Origin of the sequence: Atlanticothrix silvestris CENA357, from assembly GCF_016056295.1 — a bacterium.
GTDB classification, from domain to species: domain Bacteria; phylum Cyanobacteriota; class Cyanobacteriia; order Cyanobacteriales; family Nostocaceae; genus Atlanticothrix; species Atlanticothrix silvestris.
Genome location: NZ_JAECZB010000062.1, coordinates 78235 through 102657, shown reverse-complemented (window position 1 = coordinate 102657; position 24423 = coordinate 78235). Strand labels below are relative to the sequence as shown.

Below are 24423 nucleotides of genomic sequence, written 5' to 3'. Positions count from 1 at the left end.
GTTGAAAAAGCCGTCAGTTCAGCATCAATAACCTTTGGTTCGGCTTCGCTGGGGTTTTAATCCCAGGTTATGCTGATATATATACTGAAGCTCAGTGGTAGCCATTCCATGAAGGGTGGTTTCCCGAACCTTAATGGGGACGGTTAAACTAAATGGTGTTTCTAGTTGGTTCATGGATTGATTTGCTTTCACTTTGTCTAATGTATGAGAATTAATACCTTCAGCAATTAGGGTGAACCGTAATGTCAAAGTGGTGTTTGCCGTCTTTAGGAGTAATAAACTAAAGATTTACTGAGAAAAAACAGGCCATAAAAGGCGCGATCGCCCTGATAATTCAGTTAAATTGCGGTTATCTTAGTCAGCATGGCCATATAGTACCTAAGTACTAATAATGAAATTTTAAACATTGCTTTTCAAATCAGTGTGAGTTTTTTTCCTGAATCCACTACACGGTACAATCACAATGGCGCAACTTTTCAGTAATGCACCAAGCGTGAAAACAGACAGCATCTTTTATCGACTTTTTCAAGAATTTCCTGGCATATTTTTTGAATTGATTGGTAATTCATCGCCAACTCTAGAGGCTTATAAATTCTCATCAATCGAGATTAAGCAAACTGCATTCCGTATAGATGGTGTTTTTTTACCAACACAAAGTGAACAAAATCCAATCTATTTTGTAGAAGTCCAATTTCAAACAGACACAGAAATTTATTCCCACCTGTTTTCAGAAATATTTTTATACCTGCACCAAAATAAACCTAATAATCCGTGGCGAGGAGTAGTTATCTATCCTACTCGTAGTCTAGATACAGCAGACATAAATAATTACAACGAATTTTTTACTAGCCAGCGTGTTAGTCGGATCTATCTTGAAGAGTTAGGTGAAACTGCATCATTGCCAATTGGAATTGCTACTATTAAATTAATAGTCGAAAATGAAAATACAGTAATTACAGTTGCCAGACTGTTAATAGACAGAACCCAGCAAGAAATAACCACCGACTTACAACAACGCCAGTTATTAGAATTAATAGAGACGATTTTGGTTTATAAGTTTCCCACAATGAGTCGAAAGGAGATTGAAAGTATGTTTGGATTAAGTGATTTAAAACAAACACGAGTTTATCAAGAAGGGAAAGAAGAAGGTGCGCGTCAAGAAAAGTTGAGAATGATACCTTTATTATTGAGATTGGGATTGAGTTTTGAAGAAATAAGCAAAGAGATAGATTTGAGCTTAGAGGAAGTGCAGCAAGCAATGCAAAAATAACCTACAAGTTAAAACCCTTAAATAAAAATTAATAAGCTGATGTGCAGCTAAATCACACAATACGAAAACGTAAAATTATCGTATTGCAGGCATCTTGCTTGCGTCTCATATACAAATTAAATACGTAACTGAATATTAGGCAATACCCGTAAATATCTTTACTGTCTCTAGCGCCAACAATTTTTATTTTTAAATTATTTCTATGATTTCGCTGTCTCCTATTCTCCAAGCTAAACTCTCTCAACCCTTAAAAATTGGCTCATTTGAGGTAAAAAGCAGAGTTCTTCAGTCGCCTTTATCTGGCGTTACAGATATGGTGTTTCGCCGTTTAGTGCGCCGTTATGCACCAGACTCGATGATGTATACAGAAATGGTGAATGCTACGGGTTTACACTATGTTAAGCAATTACCAAAAATTATGGAGGTAGACCCCAAAGAACGACCAATCAGTATTCAATTATTTGATTGTCGCCCAGATTTTTTGGCAGAAGCAGCGGTTAAGGCAGTTGCAGAAGGTGCTGATACGGTTGATATCAATATGGGGTGTCCGGTAAACAAAATCACTAAAAATGGTGGTGGTTCATCGTTGTTGCGCCAACCGGAAATAGCCGAGGCGATTGTGCGGGAAGTAGTGAAAGCTGTTGATGTACCAGTAACAGTAAAAACCCGTATTGGCTGGAATGATAAGGAAATTATTATTCTCGACTTTGCTAAGCGGATGGAAGATGCCGGGGCAAAAATGATTACAATACACGGGCGAACCCGCGCTCAAGGGTACAATGGTAACGCCCGTTGGGAATGGATTGGCCGTGTCAAAGAAGTGCTTTCTATCCCGGTGATTGGTAATGGGGATATTTTTTCGGTTGCAGCAGCGGTGAAATGTTTAGAACAAACTGGCGCTGATGGCGTGATGTGTTCTCGTGGGACTTTGGGTTATCCTTTTTTAGTGGGAGAAATTGACCACTTCCTAAAAACTGGAGAAATGTTACAGCCACCAACTCCGATTCAGCGGTTGGAATGTGCTAGAGATCATTTACAAGCTTTATGGGAATATAAAGGCGATCGCGGTGTACGTCAAGCCCGTAAGCACATGACTTGGTATGCAAAAGGTTTTGTTGGTGCTGCTGAATTACGTGGACAATTGAGTCTAATTGAAACAGTGCAGCAAGGCTTAGATTTAATTGACAAAGCAATTGAACAACTAGCTAACGGTTTTGAGCTTGAAGATGAAATAGAATCTGACCTTGCCTTTGTTTAAATTGCTTCAGGATGTAAGGTCACATCCTTTCCTTACGAAACTTTGAGCAAGAGGAACTACGGCGACTTTGTAATAATAGATATATGAACAAACGCTATTTTTTAGAAGCTAGCGCAGCATTAGTTGGCACAGCTTTCTTATCACACTTTATCAGCAACAATCAGAGATCAAAAATCATGGCAGCATCTAACACTGAGTTTGAAGTTACCAAACCTGAAGAAGAATGGCGCACAATTTTAACGCCAGAACAATTTAAGGTATTGCGGAAACACGGTACAGAACGCGCTTTCACTAGCCCACTTGATAAAGAATATACGAATGGCACTTACGTGTGTGCTGCCTGTGAATTACCCCTATTTACATCTGACACCAAATTTAATAGTGGCACTGGCTGGCCTAGTTTTTTCCAACCAATTGCAGGTGCAATTGATACTACTGTAGATAGGTCGTTGTTTATGACCAGAACTGAAGTGCATTGTCATCGTTGTGGTGGACATTTGGGACATGTGTTTGATGATGGCCCTGCGCCCACAGGCAAACGCTATTGTATGAATGGCGTAGCCATGAAGTTTATTCCCGCCTAAGAGATATCGCATCTTCAACTTAAATCATCAGTAGAAAAAAACCACCGTAATTCATCCACATCTCAAAGTCAAATTTGGGGTGTGGTTAATTATTTTTTCAGGAATAGGGATTTCCAAGAAATAAATTATCCAAAAAAATGAACCACAGAGACGCGGAGAACACAGAGATTTGGGCTTGGAGTTAACTACGCTGTGATCGCTTAACACTGCGAACTGGTGTTACTTACGATCCTAGCCCTATTAGTGATGAATTTGTGACTGCCCGATTGCCTGGCAGCGATCGCACTTTGGTAGGAATTGGAGCCAGTTACCAGCCTTCTAAATCACTGAGTTTTGACGTAGGTTATACCCATGTTTTCGCTGAGGATAGCCCCATTAATCAGTCTAGCTCCACTGCGGGGACGGTTAGGGGTAAATTTGCCAGCGAAGTGGATATCATCGGCGTACAACTGAATTGGCAATTTTAGAACTAACACCAAATTCGGACAACACGACCTTTTAATTCTTGTCCTAGCCAAGGTGTATTACTAGAAAGTGTATAAAGATTTTTCCTTTCAACTTTCCAGTTAACTTGGGGATCAAATAAAGTTAATTCGGCGGGTTGATTAGTAGCGATCGCACTTGGTTGCTGTTGTAAGCACTTAGCTGGATTAGTACTTAAAGCACCCCATAATTCTAAAGCTGTAAATTTTCCTGTTTCTACGAGATTGTGCCACAGCAAAGGTAATGCTAACTCTAAACCAATTGCTCCTGGGGGTGCTTCGGCAAAAGCCTGGACTTTTTCTTCGTAAGTATAGGGTGCGTGGTCGATGGCGATCGCATCTATAACCCCAGCACGTACACCCGCACGCAATGCCGTTACATCACTGGCATTACCTAAAGGCGGGTCTAAATGCAAGCTGGTGTTGTAACTTTTAATTGCTTTTGTATCCAACAATAAATGCATCCAGGTAGTGCTGGCGGTAATTGGTAAACCAGCAGCCTTTGCTGAAGCGATTAATTCCATACTGCGAGCTGTGGAGACACGCATAATATGTACTGGTGTACCTATGGCGGCGACCAATTCTAACAAAGCTGCGATCGCGGTAGTTTCAGCACTAGCGGGTATGGGTGGTAAACCGAAGCGCAATGCATCTGGGCCTTCTCGCATGACTCCATTAGAAATTAGTTGGCGATCGCAAGGCCAAAATGCTATCGGTTTACCCACTGGCTGGAGATATTCTAGTACCCGCCGCACCAACCCTAAATTTTCCCACGGCTTACCATCACTAAAACCAACAACTCCAGCCGCAGCTAAATCTGCTAATTCCGTCATCTGCTTTCCAGCAACATCTAAGGTAATAGCACCCCAAATATTCAGCAGAGGAGTAGAATACAAACTTTCCTCTACCCTCCTATGTTTCTGCAACTGTGCCACAAGCGCAGGGTGATCAATAGCTGGAGATGTATCGGGTAAAATGCTAACTCTGGTAAAGCCTCCAGCCGCAGCAGCTTTTAAGAAAGATAACAAAGTTTCTCGTTCTTCAAACCCAGGTTCACCACTGTGGCTATACAAATCCACTAATCCAGGGCCGAGAATTAATCCTTGACAATCTTTGATTTGAGTATCAGAACTAATCTCAGAAATGTGAGAGGCGATCGCTTGGATTTTACCATCAGAAATTAGCACATCAGCTAGTTGGTCAGTTTCAGAAACTGGGTCAATTAACCGTACTTGTTGTAGTAATTCAATCATAAAAGTTAGGAATTATGAGTTAAGAGTTATGAGTTAGGAATTATGAGTTAGGAATTATGAGTTATTTGCTCCTGACTCCTTGGAGAGACTGTCTCTTCCTGGCTCCTGACTTTATTCCTCACTCCTAATTCCTAAATGTTTTACAATGCCCCAGCTGCTGTTTTATCTAGTACACCTCCACCCAAGTGGGCAGTAATATTCATTGCTTGCAGTACTGGTAAACCATTTAATCCACAAGGGTAGTCAATCACGCTGACTGCACCATTACCCTGACGGAAATTCCAGAAATTGTCTGTTGGCAAACCTAGAATATGACACAGCAAGGTTTTATTAGTCGCATCGTGAGCTACTACTAATCCGGTTTGGAGTTGATTTGTTAATGCCGCTTGTACAATCAACTGCCAAGTTTCCACGCTACGCTCCCACACCTGCTGCAAATTTTCTCCTTCAGGCATTTGTACTGCTCCTGGCTCTGTTCGCCAGTGCTCTAACTCTCCGGGAAATTCTTGCTCTATTTCTACTTCTAATTTTCCTTCCCAAAGCCCGTGGCTGATTTCTCTTAAACCACTTTGTAACTCCAACTTTACACTAGGATGATGGCTCAAGATAATCTCTGCTGTTTCTTTAGGACGCACCATTGTACTACTAACAGCAAAGTCAATTGGCAAGTGTTGGAGAAATTCACCTGCTTTTTGCGCTTGTTTGCGGCCATTGTCGTTTAAAGGAACGTCAATTTGACCTTGAAATCTAGTCTGGCGATTCCACTCAGTTTCCCCGTGACGCACCAATAATAATCGCACACCCTGATGATCTGGTCGCAACGAGGGCAGAGTTTCTCCCATGTGTTGCGTCTGATTCATCGACTCTAGTTGAACTGCTTCTCCTAATCCCCCAGCAAAATTTAAGACGGTGATACCACAATTAGATTGCTGTATGGAATGGTAGCGACTTGGGGGAATGCCTAGCGCTGTGCTAATGAGGGCGCGATTAATACCGTTGTGCCCAACTATGAGGATGGTTTCGCCATCATGGCGAGACAAAGTTTCTTGCCAAAACTGCCGTGCCTGTTCATACAAAACAAGGACGGGGAAATGTTCTTTTTTTCCCTCAGCATCATCAATCAGCATCCGCAATTCGTGAGGACGTTCTTTCCACGTGCAGTAGTCTTCAGTAAACTTCTGCTTGACTTCAGCAGAGAGCATTTCTGCCCATAAAGGCAGGTCAATTTCCAGCAGATTATCAGAAATTTGGGGAACAGGCGACTGTCCAGAACCAATTTCTAACTCACTGTGGATAATATCTGCTGTCTGTTTAGCTCGCTGGAGAGGACTGCTGTAAATTGCATTAAATAAGATATTACTGAGGGCTTTGCCTACTTTACTGGCATCGTCACAACCTTTTTCCGTCAATCTGGACACATCAGTACGCCCTTGGATACGCCGTTCGGTGTTATAGGTGCTTTGACCGTGACGCACAATGATGACACGAGCCATCTATTTTGCCCTCCTCTATCTAAAGGACTAATTTTACTGCAAACTGTTGGCAGAATTATCTTTTAGATAGATTTAGCATCTGCGCGATCGCTAGTAGGCAAATTATGTACAAATACTCATGACTAACTTAAAAGTACAACTCCCCGAATCTTTATATAAACAAATTGAAGTCTTAGCAGCCAGAGAGAATATATCCATTGAACAACTGGTAGCGATCGCCTTATCTGCACAAGTCTCAGCATGGATGACCAAAGACTATTTGGAAGAAAAAGCCAAACGCGGCAGTTGGGAGAAATTCCAGCAAATTTTGAATAAAGTTCCTGACATAGAACCAGAAGAATACGACAAATTGTAGCAACTGACGTTTGATTACTGGAATCCCTCTGATCTGTAGAAGCGATATTTATCAATTACCGCATCAATGGATTTCTGTTTTGTGCTGCTGAAATTATGGTTTGCTCAATTCTTTTTAACCTAGTTTCTGGACGTTTTGCACTGTCAATCCAAAATAAAATATTCTTCTTCAATGAATTACTAAATGCGCCAAAATTATCCTTGGCTGTTGCGTTCGCTTCTAAGGCTTGCTGCAAATCTATGGGAATTGTTAATGCTTCAATCGCATCCAAGGAGTTCCATGAGCCATTTTGTTTGGCTACTGCAATTTTTTCCAGGCCTACCTCAGTCATCAAGTCTTGTTCAATTAGCTCTTCAATATATTGCTTATTTAATTTTGACCATACACTTTTTGGTTTTCGAGGCGTAAAAATTTGCTGATAACGGTCTTCATCCAATGATTTGATTTTACTGTCAATCCAACCAAAGCATAAAGCTTCTTTGACTGCTTCGCTGTATTTAACGCTTGGCTTATCGCTTTTGACCTTGTAATAAATCAACCATATACCAATAGAGGTGAGATGATTCTTTTTTAACCACTCTCGCCATTCTTTGCGGTCGCTGGCATAAATAGTTTCCAGTTGGTCATCAAATTTTGGCATTACTGGAGACAGTAGGTAAGCTAAATATTGTAAATCTAGCAGGTAATTATAATATATAGTGCTGAGTTAAACAAGCCTCTTAGTTAATAAGAATAGTAGCGACTTTTAAAACAGTCGCTACACTTTAGACTTAATTGAAATGTATTGATTAATAAAGGATTGGATAAGCAGTGCTGCTTACTTTGTTTGCTCAGTTAGGGTTGGCAAATATCAGACGGTAGATGAGTTCATCTGAAAGTTTTCCTTTAATCAACTCTTCATTTTTATTGACTTTATGCAGTTCAAACCCTAACTTTTCAAGCACCTTACGAGAAGCTAGGTTTTGCTCGTTCACCGAAGCGTGCAATATAGGAAAGTCGAAGCGTTCTCTAGCTAAGGCGATCGCTTGTGAGCAGTAGCTAGGAGCGTACCCCCGTTTTTGGCAGTCGGCAAAAGTCATAAAGCCGATTTCTGCGTATGCATCATCGAAAATACCGATCTCAACAACTCCAACAAATTGGTGTTTTGGGGCGATCGCAACCCACTTTAGCCATGTCATAGTGTTGTTATCGGGCGATTTTTCTAATGCGGCGAACTTGAACTTTTGCTTCAGTTCCGAGAGCGTCGGGATCTCATCTTCTAGATATTCGTATAATATCGGATCACTCAAACGAGAGTACAGCAGATGGGCGTGATATTCTCTCACCTTTTCTAGGCGCAAGTTTACCGCAGCTTTGTCCATCATATTAATCACATTAAATTTTCACCGCGTCGATAAATTTCACGAGCATAATCAGTCCAAGCGCCTTGTCCCCAATATCGAAAACAGCTAGTTTGCAACAAAAGATTATGCAGAAGAATATTGCGATATTTAAATGAATTAGTTGGCAGTAATTGATCAAGTTTTTGATGAAATAAACTGCTGAATTGATTCATCGGAGACAAGACATTTTCATATCCTTGTACCCAACTAATATGATTCGTCCATGAAGCACCGTCCATGTGAAAATTAGAGTTGCTTTGTTTTAATTCTGTAATAGCATTTTCTACGGCTTTAGGGTGCAAATTTTCTAGTGAAACTCGCTGCCAAATTTGGTATTGTCCCACTGGTTGACAAGTTGGGTAATCTTCAGGTTTACAACCAGCCGCTTCGATTAATTCTAAATATTCTGTACCACACACCCCCACAACACTTGACTTTCCTCCTTGTTGAGCCATCTCATGCCAAGCTTGTTTGAAAGCACTGGGAAATTCATTCATCATCACACCACCATTTTCGCCGTCACCAATTTGACTGACGATTGGTGGGATCAACACACTACCTACTTGTTGCTGAGATAGAGTTTTGGCTTCGTAGTACGGTTGCATCTGAGCCACTAATTTAGTATCTGAACCTTGGGTTTTAATTAAAGCTGTGATGCTAATTGTTTCACCTTGGGAATTACGGGCAATCAGACGGTGTGGTAAATGTTTATGAGTAATAGGTTGACCAGTAATAGTTTCTATGGAATGTTCTTGCACAAGTAGCCAGCGATATCCACATTCTTTGAGGGCTTTGACAAATTCAAACAGTGTATCAGGGTGATTTGGCAGGTGCATTTCTGGAGGAGAAAACCCTTTGACTCGTGCGAGTGCAGACCAGCCAAAAACTGCTACAAAATACTGTTGCCATGCCAAAATGTGCAATTTAATATCTGGTATGGGTGTGGAAGGAATCACGGCATGACTCCACATTGTACCCAGCCACTCTACATAAGGTTGATAGGTGGGATCGCAAGTGATCCGCTTGAGGTTGTCTAAGACATCAACTCGTCCCATCTGTCTGAGTCCCCACAGAAGATTACCAGAGTAATCCAACATCACACGGGGATTGCAACCTTGATTGACAAGTTCGGGAATGAAATCTCCCATGCGGCTATAACAATAAGCAAAAGGCCCGGCGTTGTGGTTATCTCCTTCGTTGGGATGTTCAAACATATATTGCAGATTGCTAATCAATCCACCGTCATGTCCCGCAGGGATAGTTGGCTGATGCATGTGCAAGGCGATCGCAAATACAGCTTTGACATCTTCTAGGCGGATATTCGTCGAGGGTAAGAATACAGGCGCATCATGGTTAACAACGGCGAGTACTTCTGTTTCATAACCAGAAATATTTGGGAAGCCATCAATGATTTCGGGCAAAGGAGAAAGAGTAGTAGGTGATGAAAGCATTTCTGGTTGCTCCGAAACAAGGTATGTCTAATTATGCGATCGCAGCAGCAGTCTTAATTTTAAATACGTATTACTCAACAATCCCACGAGTTTTAGCCGTAGGATTGCCAGTTTTACCACTCCTCATCTATGGATTTTGCAATTAGGGCTTCCGTGCAAACACAAAGGGAACCGTGTTTCTAGAAAAGAGGAAATCGCTGAAACGTTGGATTTTACTCCAGAAACTTGGTTTTGGCTCAGGTTGTGGTCTTTTTGACGCTGGCGGAGTTGCTATATGTAAAACCAACTCTAGCAACCAAGGGGCTAAGCGTTGACACCACACAGCTAGATGACTTTGCCATCCAACTAAAATTTCTGGTGCATCATTTTGTAGTCCAATGATCAATGCTTGCGCTACTTGTTGGGGACTCATGGGGATCACCCAGCGGAATAATTTTAAGTCGCGCACCATGTCTGTATCTGTCAAAGAAGGTAGTAATGCCTTTACCTGGATATTGTATTCTGCTAGTTCGCGCCGCAGAGCTTGGGTAAACCCTAAGATGGCAAACTTTGTAGCGGAATAAGTCGCCATTGTCGGCGCGGCAACTTTCCCCATCAAGCTTGATACGTTCACAATTGTCCCTTGCTTTTGACTAGCCATGCGCCGGGCGATGAGACTAGTGAGGGTGTACATTCCCAATAAATTCACAGAGAGTTCTTCTTGAACTTGGGGGAGTTTTGAACGCAAAAATGAAGTTTGATATGCGACTCCCGCGCAATTCACCAGCAGATGAATCGGGCCATAATTGCGCCATAGTTGGGCAATGGCAATATTGACCTCAGCTGTACGAGTCAAATCTATTGCCAATATTGTAGTTTGGACACCCATCGCTTCGATTTCATCGGCCACCTCAACTAGCTTGCGGCGATCGCGTGCTACCAATATCAGCCGCTGCATTCCTTGTTGTGCTAGTTCCAGCGCGATCGCTCGTCCTATACCACGAGAAGCCCCAGTAATTAGGGCAACTTTACCTTGAATATTCATCGGTTTTCACCTCCAGAATCTAAGTCTTACCGTACTTTTCGTCTTGCATCCTGGGTCAGGTAAGACAAATCAATCAACATGAAAATAAGCCTGTGGCAACGAGAAATTCCTCGGCTAATCTGCATTGCTCATACAAATCAAACTAGCCTCGTTTCCCAGATTGAAAATCAACACTTCACGTCATTATTTGGATGGATATAGCTCATAGGTTTTACCTCTCTTAGATTTAGAGCGCTCACCAGTATCGCTGCCACTACACACGCTAACAATTAAATCAAGAGATTGCAATATTTTTTAATAAGTATTTCTTAATACTTGTTTACAAACAGTATATATATAAACAATGGTTTGAGAAATAAGTTTTTATGAATACCGCTAGATAAATATAGGAGTTTCTTCGCAATCAGTAACAAGGTATACAATAACTTGGAAAAATGTTATGCCTAAAGTCATATTTAAGATCCAAAAAAGACATATAGTTCTAGAAACATTGCACAGCAGATTGTCGTCAGCAAATTTACTGGATTTATATAATGAATACTCCCAGTCATGCCATTCTTAATCTGTTTGTTTTTAAGCAACAGATGCAAAATTCCGCAAGCTGTGCAATTTTTATCGGTGCAATATTGCCAGATACTCCTATATTTGTGTTCTACTTTTTGATGAAATTTGTGTATCGTCTGCCGCCACAACAAATTTGGTCAGAAGTATACTATCAGCCGTTTTGGCAAGGGATCATCAGTACATTTCATTCTATATCTTTAGCACTAATTGGATTAATTATCGCCCATATTTTGAGTTGGCAACTAATAGAAATAGGGTTTATGAGTACAGTTTTACATAGTCTTTTAGACCTACCAGTCCACAACAACGATGCTCACCGACACTTTTTTCCGTTTAGCAATTACCGCTTTATTAGCCCTATTTCTTACTGGGATCGTAAACATTACGGCGGGATCGTCGCTCTGGTAGAAATTTCCCTGGTATTACTGGCAAGTATTCATCTATTTCCTATTTTGCGATCGCACTTTAGTAAAGGATTACTAATTGCAGTAAATCTCTTTTACTGGATGGGATATTTTAGATTTTATTTAAGAGGTCATTCAATATAATTGCTCTCAATAAACTTTATGAAGAATGAGCCACAGATAAATATTATGATTTCCTAATTATCTGTGGTTATCAATATCTTCCGACTGGATATTTTAAAGTAATTGATTGATCCCTGAAAGCATGACCTCAGATAAAAGTTTGCGGCTAATATCGCTTTCAGGTACAAAATTTCTTATTTACCAGCACAGTAGCCATTAATCTCCTTAACTATTGCAGTTTCCTCGCTACTACTCTTTCTCAAGGATGCTAAAGATTTATTTGCAGCTGGGAGATTTTTTTTATCTATGGCTGTTGCTGTCTCGTTTAAATTCTTGCTAATGTCCTGATAGAGTTTAATAAATCGTCCCTGAAAACCTTGCAGTTTTTCATCCTTGATTTCTAATCCTTTCATTTCTGTGCCTATTTGGTCTATCTTATTAGCAAGTTCGGTTAAACCTTTAGCGCCTTTTGCAGACTTAGAATTTTTATCAAATTCTTGACCTAATACAGTTGCCTGATTTGCAACTTTGATTACTTTATTACATTGGGCAACTTTACTCTCACCACAACCAGCAAATAGTAATGCGATCGCAGCAGTTGCTGAAAGTATAGCCGTTTTTTTAAGCACATTTGGCATTTTTTATGTAATCTCCGATGATGTTCTAAAAAAATTGGGCAGAGGAGATAGGTAATTGGCAAAAATACCTTTATGAGTATAAAGTTGCTTCTGACTTTCTTTCAGCCCTGTTACTTTATACTTTATTTTTTCTAAAGTGCCTACGTGATAACACTGAAAAATCAACTTTAAATTGTATATATACGTCAATACCATTCAGTTAAACTAACGTAAGTTCGATGAACCTCTCCCTCCCAGCCTCCCTCTCCGAAACGGAAAGGGAGGAGCAACGAAAAATTCAACTTTTTGCTCCCCTCTCCGTGTCGGAGAGGGGTTGGGGGAGAGGTCAAATAAGACTTGTCGAACTCACGTTAAACCAAAAACCTTCATGTAGAGACGCGATAAATCGCGTCTGATAAAACCATTAAATCAATCTCCCGATTTAGGAATTAACCTCAATTTTGCAGGATTATTGGCTGCAATTGTCTGCTGTTTCCACAGCATTGGATGATACTCAATCTTACGCCAGGGATCAGCCATATCTGTGTAATGTTTATGGAAAGCATGACCTGATTGTCCAGGAGCATGAATAGCAAGTGAGTTATCCAGATTACCCAAATCTACTATCATCCGCATAGAAGGAATATCAGTCACTTCAAAAGAAGATTGATTTGTCTTCCAACGGTTAGCATTTACAGTTTCCCCATTACCCGTAGTCATAAAAGCACCACGATTAAATAAAGCTTCAATCGGTGCAACTCCAGATTTACCTAAAGTTGCATTGCGAAAAGTAATAGTGTGCAGCTTACCCCAGTGCCAATTTTTCGGGTCTTTGCTTTGTAGGCGTTCCAATTCATCCACAGCTTCGATAAAAGCTTGTTGCAGAATTTGGTCGCGGTTTTCAACTTTTGGGGTGTTGCGATTGTCCCACCAGATACTATTAGGCTGTTTAACAATATTTTGAATTACAGCATACCAGCGATCGCCTCCGTCAGGAAAGTATTCTTGAGGCAACTGATCATGGAAAGTATCCGCTAGCAAGTGCTTCCAAAATGTTTCAAACAAAGCAGCAGTGGGCGATGTCATTTCTAGTTGTAAATTCCAATTTAGCAGTAATTTTCGCGCTGCTTCCTGACGGGGAGTATTCAAAGAGATACTTTGTAATAGTGGCACTAACGTCTGTGCATTCAAAGTTTGATTGTCGCCCTGCATCTGTTGCACATAGTTAAGAGAGATTGGTTGGGTTTGCTGTTCTAGCATCTCAACAATACGCTTGGCTCGGTAGCCGTAAACCCAGTCAGTAGTAATTGAATCAGCATATTCACGAGCAACCGAATTGTTAGCGGTAGCAATATAACCTTGAGGTGGATTAAAACTTGTAGGTAACTGCTCAAAGTCTATATAACCTTGCCACTCATAAGCATCTGTCCAACCAGGAACGGGATAGCGTCCTTGTCCCTTAGCCCGGATTGGAAATTTACCAGGCATTTGGTAGCCAATATTGCCTGCAACATCAGCATAAACCAAGTTTTGCGAAGCAATATCAAAATTGCTGGCAGCCGCCCGGAACTCCTGCCAGTTTTGGGCGCGATTCATCTGGAGAATTGCATACACCAGTTTTGAAGGTTCCAAGGCTGTCCAGCGTAGAGCAACAGCATAGTTTTGTGGTAGTTCTACATTCTGATTTTGGTTAAACTGCTTCAGATCGGGTGAAACATCCGAAAGAATTGGCCCGTGTCGGGTGTAGCGAATTGTTTGGACAATCGGCTGACTGCCAGCAACTTGTAATGTCTCGTTGACAAGTTGCATATCTACCCATTGCCCATTAACTTCGTACTGATTGGGGTTGTTGGGATTAATTTTTTCGATGTATAAATCCATCACATCGGCTTGTGCATTGGTGACACCCCAAGCAATGCGATCGCTATGACCAACAATCACCCCGATCATGCCTGCAAAAGAAAAGCCAGTGACGTTGTAGGGACATTCGGCATTTTTTTGGGTGCAGTGCAACCCAACTTCGTACCAAATAGAAGGCAGTTGCACAGCTAAGTGGGGATCATTCGCCAAAATCGGTTTACCTGTAGTTGTGCGTTGACCTGAGATCACCCAACTATTTGAGCCAACATTGACTCCTGTTTTACCAATGAGTTTTTCCAAAGCCATGATTGGTTTGGTAATTGATTTGAGAGGAGTTAAAACTTCGGCGGGGATCTGAGTTGATAAATCCAAATTATCTTGGCTTGTAGAGTGGCCAATAACAGCTGGGGACTGAGGCAAAATTACAGGTAAGTCTTGGGGGTAGGGTGGGAAAAGTTCCTCTACTTGAACAGGAGTGAGGGTTTTGAGCAAGATAGTACGTTCAATTTCTCTCTGAAAATTTCTGCCCAAGTCGTAAGCCATCACCTTACCCCAAGTCAGGGAGTGTGACGGTTGCCAAGATTCTGGCTTGTATCCCGGATTGAGGAACTTGAGTACAGCATATTCTAAACTCAAAGCACTGCCTTGATGCTTTGCCAGATAAGCATTGACACCATCTGCATAAGCTTGCAAATTGGATCTCATCTGTGCATCCATTTGCTGGATTTCTTGCTGAGCGATCCCCGCCCAATTCATTGTTCGCAGATATCTATCGGTTTCCACTTGAGAAGAACCAAACATTTCTGCCAGTCGCCCAGAACCGATATGTCGCCAGAAATCCATTTGCCAGAAGCGGTCTTGGGCGTGGATATAACCTTGCGCCATGAATAAATCGTGGGAGTTGTCAGCCCAAATGTGAGGAATGCCCCATTTGTCGCGCTGGACTGTAACTTCAGCTTTAATTTTGGGTAATGCGATCGCCCCACTTTCTACAGGAAAGGAACGCCGCACAATATAAATGGTAAATCCCAACAGTGACAGCCCCACAACCAGTAACATAACTAAAGTGATTTTGAGTCCCTTTCGCAACCAACGTTTTTTGGGGCTTTTCATCGGCGGGTGTCGTATGTGAAATCACGCGAAATTATACCGTTTTTAGGGCATGGGGCATGAGGCATTTAATTATAACTAAGTAGATGGACAAAAATATTTACAGTCATTGCGAGAACGCCAAGGACGAACGCTCCATAAAGCCCTTCGGGCATGGCTTCGCTTAGCGCAATGACATTGTGTAATTAATTCTGCTGCTTCAACTCTGACCACTGACAACTAACAACTGACGACACTCACTAGTTAACTTTATTTGTACCGACTTAATTGATATGTTTATCTTATGTTTTGTATCAGATTTACTGATTTTAGACTTGTGGCGAAAATAACTGTCCAATACAAGTATTAGGTGGGATGATAAGATAACCTAAAAAAAGGAGAGCAATTGTTAGTTTTCCCCCTTCTATTCTTGTTGGAGGATAGCATCACAATATTTAATGAGAGTTGTCAAGCGATCGCCTATTGTCTGAAGTCTAGCTTGTACAGTAGCTGGCTGCCGCGCTCCTTGGAAAAACATGACATCTATTTCCAACAGGCGCAGTTGCTTACTTATTTCCGTTCGGTAAGACTGCTCTTTTGAGTCTGCATCAGCCAAAGGGATAACTTGTTGTCCAAAAAATTGCTGTAAAGAAGCCAAACGCTGCCGCAGCTCAGCTGCATCTAGTTGGTTAGTAGTGGCATCAGAGCGTAATTTTTCTAGCAATTTTGCTAGTGCCTGATATTTCTCACGTTTTAGAGACATCCAGTGCTAGTTAAGATAGTATTAATGTCAAGAAAATTTTCTTTTACAATAGACTTTACTAAGCTTCTTATTAAAACCACAAGCCTCAAGTCATGCTTCGAGGCTTCGTTTGCCATAAATGGATTTTCAGCATTATGATTCCTTAACCCCGGAATGGATGATTAATCAGTAACTGATAACTGATCACTTTTCTTACCTATCCACCGATCCCCTTTAGTCATAATTATATGAGCAGCATAGCTATAAGTTCTTCCAGTGATCTTGCCATTCCGGAATGGTTAAAGAAATGTTTGAAGGAGTCATCCACCAATAGCAGCGTCACAGAAGACGACCGGAGGCATCATGATTTGGTCTTGATTGGTCGAGCATTTGAATTTGCTTACCAACTACATCAAGGTCAATATCGTAAATCAGGAGAGTTGTACATCAGTCATCCCGTTGCTGTAGCTGGATTGCTGCGTGATTTGGGAGGTAGTCCTGCCATGATAGCAGCTGGATTTCTTCATGATGTAGTTGAAGATACAGATGTCACAATTGAAGAAATAGAAGAGCGTTTTGGCCCAGAAGTGCGGCAGTTGGTAGAAGGTGTCACCAAGCTTTCTAAAATCAACTTCAAAAGCAAAACCGAAAGCCAAGCCGAAAATTTCCGCCGAATGTTTTTGGCAATGGCGCAAGATATCCGAGTAATTGTGGTGAAGTTGGCAGACCGTTTGCATAATATGCGAACTTTACAGTACATGTCAGAAAGTAGTCGCCGCCGTAGCGCTCAAGAAACGCGAGATATCTTTGCACCCCTAGCCAATCGCTTGGGGATCTGGCGGATTAAGTGGGAATTGGAAGATTTGGCGTTTAAATACCTGGAACCTGAAGCCTTCCGCGAAATCCAGCACCATGTTTCTGAAAAACGGACAGCGCGGGAAGAAAAACTGGCCAAAGCTACAGAGATTTTGCAGGAGCGTTTGCGGCAAGCTGGGATTCACTGCCAGGATATTAGCGGCCGTCCCAAACATCTTTATAGCATTTACCAGAAAATGCAGCGACAGCAAAAAGAATTTAGTGAAATTTATGATTTGGCAGCCCTGCGGATTATTGTCCAGACCAATGAGGAATGCTATCGCGCTTTGGCAGTAGTTCACGATGCCTTTCGTCCAATTCCTGGTAGATTTAAAGACTACATTGGATTGCCTAAGCCTAACCGTTACCAGTCGTTGCATACTGGTGTGATTGGGTTGACAGGTCGTCCTTTGGAGGTACAAATTCGGACGGTAGAGATGCATCATATTGCCGAGTATGGGATTGCGGCTCATTGGAAGTACAAAGAAACAGGTGGTTCTAATAGCCAATTAACAACGACAGATGAGAAGTTTACTTGGTTGCGGCAGCTCCTAGAATGGCAAAGTGATCTTAAAGACGCACAAGAATATCTTGATAGTGTCAAAGACAATCTATTTGAAGATGATGTCTATGTCTTCACCCCTAAGGGGGATGTTGTACCTTTAAGCCCTGGTTCTACTACCGTAGATTTTGCCTATCGTATTCATACAGAAGTCGGAAATCATTGTGCTGGGGCGCGGGTAAATGGGCGAATGGTACCTCTATCTACGCGACTGCACAATGGCGACATTGTAGAGATTATGACCCAAAAGAACGGTCATCCGAGTTTGGATTGGTTGAACTTTGTCAGAACATCGGCTGCGAAGTATCGGATTAAACAATGGTACAAGCGATCGCGCCGTGAAGAAAATGTTGCCCGTGGTCGAGAATTGTTAGAAAAAGAATTGGGTAAAACAGGTTTTGAGAGCTTGTTGAAATCAGAAGCAATGCAGACTGTTGCCGAAAAATGTAACTATCACAGCGTGGAAGATTTACTCGCTGGTTTGGGTTACGGTGAAGTGACGCTAAATTTGGTATTAAATCGTTGGCGAGAAGTAGCGAAGGGACAACAACCAGCTACCACTGCACCTCCGTTTCTTCCCAAGGAATCCAATACAGCCAAAGCTTTACGAGAAGCGCCTCCTGCTAGTTCCCGCGCTACTGATTCGCCTATTGTTGGGGTGGAAGGGTTGGTGTATCATATCGTTGGATGTTGTAGCCCAATTCCCGGCGAACCAATTATTGGCGTAGTCACTAGAGGTAGGGGAATTTCAATTCATCGCCAAGGCTGTCATAATCTGGAGAATGTGGAATATGAGCGCTTAGTACCAGTAAGTTGGAACTCAGCAGTCGAAAATAGCGGTCGTCCTCACACTTACCCAGTGGATATTCAAATCGAAGCCCTTGATCGTGTGGGGGTATTAAAGGATATTTTATCGCGGTTGAGTGACCAAGGGATCAATGTGCGTCATGCTCAAGTGAAAACTGCTATTGGTCAACCAGCATTAATGGACTTAGGAATAGATATACGCGATCGCTCTCAATTAGAGCAAGTGTTTATCCAAATTAAAAAAATGAGTGATATTCTCAATATCCGCCGTGTGGGTCAGATAGACGAATAATACAGGTACATACAGCATATTTTATTTGGATTAAGTACATTTCCCTAGCCCCTAGCCCCTAGTCCCTATCCCCCACTTCATCTAAAGTTTGGACATCGTGAAAATGGTTGTAGTCGATGTAGCGGTGTCCATCAAGCGTATGGTGAATAATATCGACAAAGCGACTATTCCACAAAATATCATTAGCACCATAAGTATGACGAGCATGGACGACCTGTGCAACTGTTTCATCGATACCACTCACAGAGATAATCAGCAAAGCATTTGTCTGGGTTAATGATTCTGGAGTCATTCCATATAGAGGACTATGCTCATTAATTACATGCATTACAGACCAGGTTAATGTGAAGCTAGGCGTTTGATTCCTCAACAGTTTAAGGTCATAAATCCGCCGCATAAATTGCCCTTCTGCGGTTACTTCGTCGCGCATTAAGTAAACCCTCATCTGTGCCTCTAAAATCATGTTACGGCGCTGGTTAGCAGTGCGAAACATTAGAGTAGGCACTCCCTCATGAGGTATAATCACCACAACTCGGCTAAACATGACACGGGCAGTAGGTCTAGAGAATCTAGCAAATGCTAATCCTGTCATCACAGCAATTCCCATCAGGCCAATCATCGCTTCAATCGTCACAATAATATTGGCGTAAGTGGTTTTAGGATACATTGCACCGTAGCCAATGGATGCTAAGGTTTGCACGCTGAAGAAAAAGACATCTAAAAACGAGCCAGGTTGAGCATTAGCAATGCAATCTCCCCCTACCCAGTAAGCCAGAGCAAACAGGATATTAATAGTTAGATAAAAAGTACAAATTATGAGGACAAAGCCAGCCCAAGGAATTGTCAGCAGCAAATGGTAGGGATCACGCCAGTAAGAATACCATGCACCCATACCCATAATCTCGAACAGTCCATTTTGGATCTTAATGTGAATCCGGGGGATTAGACGCTGTTTTTGCTTTCGTGAAAGTCTCGTCAGTCGAAGTTTCATTGGAAGTAGCTAAAAAAACGGCGAGTGGGTAGTATTACTAGAGTTGACAAATTGCTAACTAAAAAACTGGTGGTTATAAATCGCTGATGAATCGAAATTTCTGGATTACCGCCTTAATTGCTTTCATTAACTCCCTGAGTTTTACAATTTTAATTCCTATTATCTATCTTTATGGCAAACGATTTGGTCTTAGCGATTTCCAGACTAGTTTGTTATTTTCGATTTACTCTGTAGCTCAATTTTTTGCAACGCCTGTCATTGGTAAACTTTCTGACCGCTTTGGGCGCAAACCTTTATTGATTATCAGTTTAGCCGGGACTGTAATTGCTAACTTCATCGCGGGAACTGCGACAACAGCAAGTGTTCTGTTTTTAGCGCGATTTTTGGATGGTATAACTGGCGGAAATGCTTCTGTTGCTCAAGCAATTATTTCAGATGTCACTACTTCTGAAAACCGAGCTAGAGGGTTTGGGGTTTATGGAGCAGCATTTGGTTTGGGTTTTGTATTAGGCCCAGCTACAAGTTTGCTAGTGCAGCAGATTTCTTTGGGGACGGCTTTTTTAGTTGCGGGCGTAGTTGCATTTGTAGGACTTTTAGTGACAATCTTTCTTTTACCTGAAACTCTGCAAAATAAAGCTGACAAAGCGCAAAATATATTTGATCTAGGTTTAGGAAATTTAATTAGCGGTTTGGCTATGCCAAAAGTTGGCGTACTTTTAATCATCAACTTTTTTATTGGCACTACATTCACCATTTTTACCTATGCTTTTCAACCTTACTTTATTAATGTATTGGGTCAAAATAGCCAGTCTTTGACGCTGATGTTTCTCCTTTTTGGAGTTTTGGGCGTGATCATGCAGACTTGGGGTGTTTCTATTCTCAGCCGTAAATTTAATATAGTAAGTATATTATTTTTAGGTTTGTTTATCCGCAGTTTGTCATTTATTCTCATGCCAATTTGGCAAAATATCATTTATTTTGTGATAGTTGCGATATTATTTTCTCTATTCAATTCTTTAGTTCAACCCATGATCAATACACTAATTTCTCTGAATGCTCAAGCAAAAGACCAGGGAACTGCTATGGGTTTGAACGCATCTTATTTAAGTATCTCTAATGGTATTGGCCCTGTAATTGCGGGAACACTCATTCATCAATCACATCCCATAACCTACGGCTATCCTTTATATTTAGCCGGAATCCTGACGTTTTTAGTATTATTTTTAGCAATAGTTAGTCGTAAAAAATACGCACCTCAATCCAAGTAAATAGAACTAGCCTTTTCAAGGTGACTTGTAACTTTCTTTTCTCTCTCAGCGCTCTCAGCGCCTCTGTGATTAAATAAATTACTTTTAAACCAATACGGTTCAATTAAAGCTAAAACTCTGTTATCCAAGTCAATTTTTTAACGAACCGCCAAGGCGCAGAGGACGCAGAGAAATAAACGTTATAGTTTAAATAACAAATATGACGGTGCAGAACTTGTAGCGAAAAGAATTAAAATTCAGCATTCTTTACTAAATTCTGGCAATCTTTTACTGAAGCACGTTCTCGCATGGCTTGAACTAAGACTTCGTAACTAGACTGATTTTCTTGTAGTAAAGTCTTGGCTTGCAGGGTATGAAAGCGCTGTTTTTGCTGACGAGATGATTCAGAAAAACCTAAAGCTGACAAGACTCCTGCTAACTTAGTTTTATCATCAGTTCCACCTTCAGCATGATCAAATACTAAAGTTTCAGCAGCAATTCCCGCCATCCAAATAGTGCAATAGCGATCTAACATTTGGGCGCTGATTGTACCCCGTTCTAGTTGAGATGCTAATTCACCATCATCAAAGGTAACGCCACCTTGTCCAGGTTGTCCTTGTTTCCAGGCTTCCCAGGCGCTGAGAGTGTAGCCAGTGACAGGAATATCTAATAGCTGAGCTACAAGAAAGTGCCCAGCTTCATGGTAGATAATGCGATCGCGGTATTCAGGAGAAAATCTCGCAATCCAATCTAAAAAGATAGTACCTCCCTTACCTTGCAAACCAAAATTATCTAATGTGGCTATGCCCAAAATAGTGAAGGTAGCAAGGGCTGGTACTGTTGGGGATAAATGGATTAATGGCCCCAGGAGTACTGATAGGGTCATGAGAAATATAGATATGGCGACTAAATTTAGGGCAGTCTGGCTCATTATGAGTTTGTTAAATCTAGCTTAATATTTCTTTATTATGAAGCAAGATTCGTTGTAATGGAAATGAGATTAGACATTGAGTTGGCAAGAGTGAGTGATTTAGTACACCTCATTATGGGTTCCGATATCAAGTAGAACAATGACTTCACTAGTCATTTCCGTATCTTGTTCAAGTGAAAAAACAATACGACAGTCATAGCCACAAGAGCAGGATTGAAAACCATCAAGTTTGCCACTCAGTTTGTGAGTGCCTAAACTTAGGGCAAATATGTCAACTTCCATTAGTTTTAGGGTATCTTCAATGCGTTGTTGAAGGTCAGGATTTCGCTTCACAAACTTGCGGAATGCTCGTTTAAATTTGGGAGTCAAAACCAGTGATCTCATACTTCTGGTTCATCCAGAGACTGGCGCAATACTGCAATAACATCCTCAGCTGACTGATGTTGAAATTTGCCTGCTCGAAAATCAGCTAAGGTTTGTTGGGCATCCGTAGCCATTTCTGCACGACGACTCTCGTGGTGGCGATTTTGCAGAATTTCGATTAGCATTTCCTGCTGTTCGTAGGGCAGTAGCAAAGCACTTTCCAGCACTTGGTTGAGGGTGGTCATAGAATTAGGCCGTCAACTCTGAGGTTAAAGTAGTTTCAGTTTACGAAGTTGAGTAAATTCTAGCGTTCATCTCCTCAGTTGCAGAGCGATATATCTTTACTAAAAATTATTTCTACTTCATTCTGTATCAGCTCAAGTTCTTGGCGTTTTTGGGAAATCAGCACTTTATCAGCCTCATGTTGTTTTAGAGTCTCTTTGTGAGCTTTTTCCTGCTGTTCTAGTAAATTTTCGTAAAGTGCGATCGCTTCTGCTATAACTCGACTCGATTATCAATTTGACTTGCATTCTCTTATTTCACTTTATTGTATCTGTGCGATCGCGTCTGCTAAACTAAATTTATTTTCTGAAAAATATTTATAAAATTGCCTTCATCGCTGATTTTTGAGTTACAGGAATTTCAATAACGATTTCTGTGCCTTGTCCAATTGTCGAATTACAATATAATTTTCCAGAATGTCTGTTAACAACAATTTGATAACTAACTGATAGTCCTAACCCTGTGCCTTGACCTACAGTTTTAGTAGTGAAAAAAGGATCAAATATTTTGTGCTTGATAGATTCATCAATGCCAGTACCGTTGTCGATAATATGAATTGCTATCCATGATTTGGAAATTATTTCAGTACGAATGCAAAGATTGCTGATGTGAGTATTTTTTTGTTCAACCATACATTGTAAACGCCGTTCTTCTAAAGCATCAATTGCATTACTCAAAATATTTAAAAAAACCTGATTTAATTCACTAGAATAACACTCAATTAATGGCAGCGCAGCATATTCTTTAATTAAGCAAATTTTACACTGCTTATGAGTTGATTGCAATCGATACTGTAACATGAGCAACGTACTATCGATACTCTCATGAATATCAACTTCTTTAAGTTCGGCCTCATCTAAACGCGAAAAAGTCCGCAGCGATTTTACTATCCCCTGGATTCTATTTACACCTTGCGTCATAGAACTGAGCATTTGAGTAAAATCTTGACTGGCAAAATCCAAATCCATATCTTCAATTGCTATTTGAATTTCTTTAGGGGGAGTGAGATAATGCTGCTGATAAATATCTATTAACTTAAATAAGTCTTGTATAAAAGTTTGCGTGTATTTTAGATTTCCCGAAATAAAATTTAGGGGATTATTAATTTCATGGGCAATACCAGCTACCATTTGACCTAAAGAAGACATTTTTTCTGCATGAATTAACTGTGTTTGAGTTTGTTGTAGCTCTTTGACAATTTGTTTAAGTTGGATATTTTTATGACTTAATTCTTGTGTTCTTTGTTCAACTCGTAGTTCTAATTCTTGATTGGCTTTTGTTAAAGCAGATTGGGCATTATTTTTAGCCTTTAAATATTTTTTTAGCAAGCGCAGTACGATTATCCATAAAGGAATAAGTAAGATTAAGCTTACGATAGCAAAGAAAATAGAAAAAAACATTTTTTGACGATAAGATGTAATAGCATCTTGCAATTCTTTGAAAATATAATGTTGGCTGGTTTCAATACTGGCCCCTAATTTAATTTTCTCTGTTCCATATTCAACGCTAGATAATAAAGCTTGGGCTTCTGCATTTTTACCTTGTTCGACTAAGATAAAAGATTGTTCCTCTATTTTTGTTAATTTTTGATTAGCAGCATCAATTGTTTTAACGCGTTCAGTTACAAAATGATGAGAGGCTAATTTTCTAAATTTGTTTATTTCTAAATCTAATTTTTCACTAAATAAATCATGCCTAGTTTTCCAATTAACATTACTTGTATTCGTATACATATTTGCTGACATAGTGAGTACTTCATCTAGATAAATAATCTTTTCAGTTATAGTGTTGATTGGTACTTCATGCTGGATGAGATGATTGAATTGTTGATATTCTTGTCGTGCCATCCAAATTACAGAGATAAACAAGAAAATAGTCAAGATAACTGTTGCAACTACTATTGATGCTGGACGAAATATTTGATTCATAAAAATAAAAACAGAGTTATTAATGAATGACTAAATGTACTTAAGCAAGATATCACGGTATTTTATAAGGTAAACTCAGTAAAGATACTGAACATAAAAAAGGGGATTATTAACTATTCAAAAATTAAATTTGAGATATGAACAATCAATCAATAGTTATAGCGAAATCGTTCGCAATCATAAGAAAATATATCTACTGCCAACATTAAGAATG

24 protein-coding genes are annotated in these 24423 nt (G+C 40.5%); 9 read left to right on the top strand and 15 right to left on the bottom strand.

Features of this window, described 5'->3' with window-relative positions; genetic code table 11:
• Window positions 1-24 precede the first annotated feature (24 nt).
• Window positions 25-249: a hypothetical protein gene (locus I8751_RS17585; protein ID WP_214440417.1), complete on the bottom strand. Its 225-nt coding sequence runs from the start codon at window positions 247-249 to the stop codon at window positions 25-27.
• 244 nt (window positions 250-493) lie between these two features.
• On the opposite strand from I8751_RS17585, the gene I8751_RS17580 reads away from it, so the two are divergent.
• The 4 genes from I8751_RS17580 (at window position 494) to I8751_RS17565 (ending at window position 3579) form a co-directional block, all read left to right on the top strand.
• Window positions 494-1270, top strand: coding sequence for an Rpn family recombination-promoting nuclease/putative transposase (locus I8751_RS17580; RefSeq protein WP_214440436.1), 777 nt, complete (start codon window positions 494-496; stop codon window positions 1268-1270).
• A gap of 202 nt (window positions 1271-1472) precedes the next feature.
• A complete protein-coding gene (gene dusB / locus I8751_RS17575; RefSeq protein ID WP_214440416.1) occupies window positions 1473-2528 on the top strand; it encodes a tRNA dihydrouridine synthase DusB in 1056 nt (351 codons plus the stop codon).
• 83 nt (window positions 2529-2611) lie between these two features.
• On the top strand, window positions 2612-3112 hold the full coding sequence (gene msrB / locus I8751_RS17570) for a peptide-methionine (R)-S-oxide reductase MsrB (protein ID WP_214440415.1): 501 nt from the start codon (window positions 2612-2614) through the stop codon (window positions 3110-3112).
• A gap of 206 nt (window positions 3113-3318) precedes the next feature.
• Window positions 3319-3579, top strand: coding sequence for an OmpP1/FadL family transporter (locus tag I8751_RS17565; protein WP_214440435.1), 261 nt, complete (start codon window positions 3319-3321; stop codon window positions 3577-3579).
• A gap of 2 nt (window positions 3580-3581) precedes the next feature.
• On the opposite strand, the gene I8751_RS17560 is transcribed toward I8751_RS17565, so the two are convergent.
• Entirely contained in the window at window positions 3582-4847 is a 1266-nt protein-coding gene (locus I8751_RS17560; RefSeq protein WP_214440414.1) for a dihydroorotase, read from the bottom strand.
• 140 nt (window positions 4848-4987) lie between these two features.
• Window positions 4988-6340: a histidine phosphatase family protein gene (locus I8751_RS17555; RefSeq protein ID WP_214440413.1), complete on the bottom strand. Its 1353-nt coding sequence runs from the start codon at window positions 6338-6340 to the stop codon at window positions 4988-4990.
• Window positions 6341-6458: 118 nt separating this feature from the next.
• Here I8751_RS17555 and I8751_RS17550 point away from each other — a divergent pair, with 118 nt between their 5' ends.
• Window positions 6459-6695: a ribbon-helix-helix protein, CopG family gene (locus I8751_RS17550; RefSeq protein WP_214440412.1), complete on the top strand. Its 237-nt coding sequence runs from the start codon at window positions 6459-6461 to the stop codon at window positions 6693-6695.
• A 55-nt stretch (window positions 6696-6750) separates the two neighbouring features.
• On the opposite strand, the gene I8751_RS17545 is transcribed toward I8751_RS17550, so the two are convergent.
• From I8751_RS17545 to I8751_RS17535, 3 genes are all read right to left on the bottom strand, one after another.
• On the bottom strand, window positions 6751-7335 hold the full coding sequence (locus tag I8751_RS17545; RefSeq protein ID WP_214440411.1) for a YdeI/OmpD-associated family protein: 585 nt from the start codon (window positions 7333-7335) through the stop codon (window positions 6751-6753).
• A gap of 190 nt (window positions 7336-7525) precedes the next feature.
• Complete coding sequence (locus I8751_RS17540) at window positions 7526-8059, bottom strand: GNAT family N-acetyltransferase (RefSeq protein ID WP_318780342.1); 534 nt, start codon at window positions 8057-8059, stop codon at window positions 7526-7528.
• A 5-nt stretch (window positions 8060-8064) separates the two neighbouring features.
• Window positions 8065-9528, bottom strand: a complete 1464-nt coding sequence (locus I8751_RS17535) for a glycosyl hydrolase family 57 (protein WP_214440410.1) — start codon at window positions 9526-9528, stop codon at window positions 8065-8067.
• Between I8751_RS17535 and I8751_RS17530 the strand changes: the two genes are divergently transcribed.
• The gene (locus I8751_RS17530) at window positions 9519-9674 is read left to right on the top strand and encodes a hypothetical protein (RefSeq protein WP_214440409.1); all 156 of its coding nucleotides are present in this window, start codon (window positions 9519-9521) and stop codon (window positions 9672-9674) included. The two genes, I8751_RS17535 and I8751_RS17530, sit on opposite strands and share 10 nt — an antisense overlap.
• On the opposite strand, the gene I8751_RS17525 is transcribed toward I8751_RS17530, so the two are convergent.
• Entirely contained in the window at window positions 9671-10552 is an 882-nt protein-coding gene (locus tag I8751_RS17525; RefSeq protein WP_214440408.1) for an SDR family NAD(P)-dependent oxidoreductase, read from the bottom strand. The genes I8751_RS17530 and I8751_RS17525 overlap by 4 nt on opposite strands.
• A 533-nt stretch (window positions 10553-11085) precedes the next feature.
• Here I8751_RS17525 and I8751_RS17520 point away from each other — a divergent pair.
• Window positions 11086-11664, top strand: a complete 579-nt coding sequence (locus I8751_RS17520; RefSeq protein WP_214440407.1) for a hypothetical protein — start codon at window positions 11086-11088, stop codon at window positions 11662-11664.
• 173 nt (window positions 11665-11837) lie between these two features.
• On the opposite strand, the gene I8751_RS17515 is transcribed toward I8751_RS17520, so the two are convergent.
• The 3 genes from I8751_RS17515 to patD form a co-directional block, all read right to left on the bottom strand.
• Window positions 11838-12281 carry a hypothetical protein gene (locus I8751_RS17515; RefSeq protein WP_214440406.1) on the bottom strand — a complete coding sequence of 148 codons (444 nt, stop codon included), beginning with the start codon at window positions 12279-12281 and terminating at the stop codon, window positions 11838-11840.
• A 408-nt stretch (window positions 12282-12689) separates the two neighbouring features.
• Complete coding sequence (locus I8751_RS17510) at window positions 12690-15233, bottom strand: penicillin acylase family protein (protein WP_214440405.1); 2544 nt, start codon at window positions 15231-15233, stop codon at window positions 12690-12692.
• Between the two features lie 400 nt (window positions 15234-15633).
• On the bottom strand, window positions 15634-15972 hold the full coding sequence (gene patD / locus I8751_RS17505; protein ID WP_214440404.1) for a heterocyst frequency control protein PatD: 339 nt from the start codon (window positions 15970-15972) through the stop codon (window positions 15634-15636).
• Window positions 15973-16199: 227 nt separating this feature from the next.
• On the opposite strand from patD, the gene I8751_RS17500 reads away from it, so the two are divergent.
• Window positions 16200-18467, top strand: coding sequence for a RelA/SpoT family protein (locus I8751_RS17500; RefSeq protein WP_214440403.1), 2268 nt, complete (start codon window positions 16200-16202; stop codon window positions 18465-18467).
• Window positions 18468-18525: 58 nt separating this feature from the next.
• Here the strand turns inward: I8751_RS17500 and I8751_RS17495 are convergent, their stop codons facing one another.
• Entirely contained in the window at window positions 18526-19458 is a 933-nt protein-coding gene (locus I8751_RS17495; RefSeq protein ID WP_214440402.1) for an ion channel, read from the bottom strand.
• Between the two features lie 86 nt (window positions 19459-19544).
• On the opposite strand from I8751_RS17495, the gene I8751_RS17490 reads away from it, so the two are divergent.
• Window positions 19545-20726: an MFS transporter gene (locus I8751_RS17490; RefSeq protein ID WP_214440401.1), complete on the top strand. Its 1182-nt coding sequence runs from the start codon at window positions 19545-19547 to the stop codon at window positions 20724-20726.
• 229 nt (window positions 20727-20955) lie between these two features.
• Here I8751_RS17490 and I8751_RS17485 read toward each other — a convergent pair whose 3' ends face one another.
• The 4 genes from I8751_RS17485 to I8751_RS17470 all read right to left on the bottom strand — a co-directional run bounded on the left by I8751_RS17485 (window position 20956) and on the right by I8751_RS17470 (window position 24128).
• Window positions 20956-21636 carry a M41 family metallopeptidase gene (locus I8751_RS17485; protein ID WP_214440400.1) on the bottom strand — a complete coding sequence of 227 codons (681 nt, stop codon included), beginning with the start codon at window positions 21634-21636 and terminating at the stop codon, window positions 20956-20958.
• 99 nt (window positions 21637-21735) lie between these two features.
• A complete protein-coding gene (locus I8751_RS17480) occupies window positions 21736-22020 on the bottom strand; it encodes a type II toxin-antitoxin system RelE/ParE family toxin (RefSeq protein ID WP_214440399.1) in 285 nt (94 codons plus the stop codon).
• Window positions 22017-22244, bottom strand: a complete 228-nt coding sequence (locus I8751_RS17475; protein WP_214440398.1) for a hypothetical protein — start codon at window positions 22242-22244, stop codon at window positions 22017-22019. Before I8751_RS17475 ends, I8751_RS17480 begins: the two co-directional genes overlap by 4 nt.
• 354 nt (window positions 22245-22598) lie before the next feature.
• Entirely contained in the window at window positions 22599-24128 is a 1530-nt protein-coding gene (locus I8751_RS17470) for a sensor histidine kinase (RefSeq protein ID WP_225894213.1), read from the bottom strand.
• Window positions 24129-24423 lie beyond the last annotated feature (295 nt).

What these genes read in the sequence shown, in the direction of transcription:
- dusB (WP_214440416.1), top strand. Translation starts at nt 1,473, where the DNA reads ATGATTTCGCTGTCTCCTATTCTCCAAGCTAAACTCTCTCAACCCTTA.
- msrB (WP_214440415.1), top strand. Translation starts at nt 2,612, where the DNA reads ATGAACAAACGCTATTTTTTAGAAGCTAGCGCAGCATTAGTTGGCACA.
- I8751_RS17560 (WP_214440414.1), bottom strand. Translation starts at nt 4,847, where the DNA reads ATGATTGAATTACTACAACAAGTACGGTTAATTGACCCAGTTTCTGAA.
- I8751_RS17555 (WP_214440413.1), bottom strand. Translation starts at nt 6,340, where the DNA reads ATGGCTCGTGTCATCATTGTGCGTCACGGTCAAAGCACCTATAACACC.
- I8751_RS17550 (WP_214440412.1), top strand. Translation starts at nt 6,459, where the DNA reads ATGACTAACTTAAAAGTACAACTCCCCGAATCTTTATATAAACAAATT.
- I8751_RS17545 (WP_214440411.1), bottom strand. Translation starts at nt 7,335, where the DNA reads ATGCCAAAATTTGATGACCAACTGGAAACTATTTATGCCAGCGACCGC.
- I8751_RS17540 (WP_318780342.1), bottom strand. Translation starts at nt 8,059, where the DNA reads ATGATGGACAAAGCTGCGGTAAACTTGCGCCTAGAAAAGGTGAGAGAA.
- I8751_RS17530 (WP_214440409.1), top strand. Translation starts at nt 9,519, where the DNA reads ATGAAAGCATTTCTGGTTGCTCCGAAACAAGGTATGTCTAATTATGCG.
- I8751_RS17535 (WP_214440410.1), bottom strand. Translation starts at nt 9,528, where the DNA reads ATGCTTTCATCACCTACTACTCTTTCTCCTTTGCCCGAAATCATTGAT.
- I8751_RS17525 (WP_214440408.1), bottom strand. Translation starts at nt 10,552, where the DNA reads ATGAATATTCAAGGTAAAGTTGCCCTAATTACTGGGGCTTCTCGTGGT.
- I8751_RS17520 (WP_214440407.1), top strand. Translation starts at nt 11,086, where the DNA reads ATGAATACTCCCAGTCATGCCATTCTTAATCTGTTTGTTTTTAAGCAA.
- I8751_RS17515 (WP_214440406.1), bottom strand. Translation starts at nt 12,281, where the DNA reads ATGCCAAATGTGCTTAAAAAAACGGCTATACTTTCAGCAACTGCTGCG.
- I8751_RS17510 (WP_214440405.1), bottom strand. Translation starts at nt 15,233, where the DNA reads ATGAAAAGCCCCAAAAAACGTTGGTTGCGAAAGGGACTCAAAATCACT.
- patD (WP_214440404.1), bottom strand. Translation starts at nt 15,972, where the DNA reads ATGTCTCTAAAACGTGAGAAATATCAGGCACTAGCAAAATTGCTAGAA.
- I8751_RS17500 (WP_214440403.1), top strand. Translation starts at nt 16,200, where the DNA reads ATGAGCAGCATAGCTATAAGTTCTTCCAGTGATCTTGCCATTCCGGAA.
- I8751_RS17495 (WP_214440402.1), bottom strand. Translation starts at nt 19,458, where the DNA reads ATGAAACTTCGACTGACGAGACTTTCACGAAAGCAAAAACAGCGTCTA.
- I8751_RS17490 (WP_214440401.1), top strand. Translation starts at nt 19,545, where the DNA reads ATGAATCGAAATTTCTGGATTACCGCCTTAATTGCTTTCATTAACTCC.
- I8751_RS17485 (WP_214440400.1), bottom strand. Translation starts at nt 21,636, where the DNA reads ATGAGCCAGACTGCCCTAAATTTAGTCGCCATATCTATATTTCTCATG.
- I8751_RS17480 (WP_214440399.1), bottom strand. Translation starts at nt 22,020, where the DNA reads ATGAGATCACTGGTTTTGACTCCCAAATTTAAACGAGCATTCCGCAAG.
- I8751_RS17475 (WP_214440398.1), bottom strand. Translation starts at nt 22,244, where the DNA reads ATGACCACCCTCAACCAAGTGCTGGAAAGTGCTTTGCTACTGCCCTAC.
- I8751_RS17470 (WP_225894213.1), bottom strand. Translation starts at nt 24,128, where the DNA reads ATGGCACGACAAGAATATCAACAATTCAATCATCTCATCCAGCATGAA.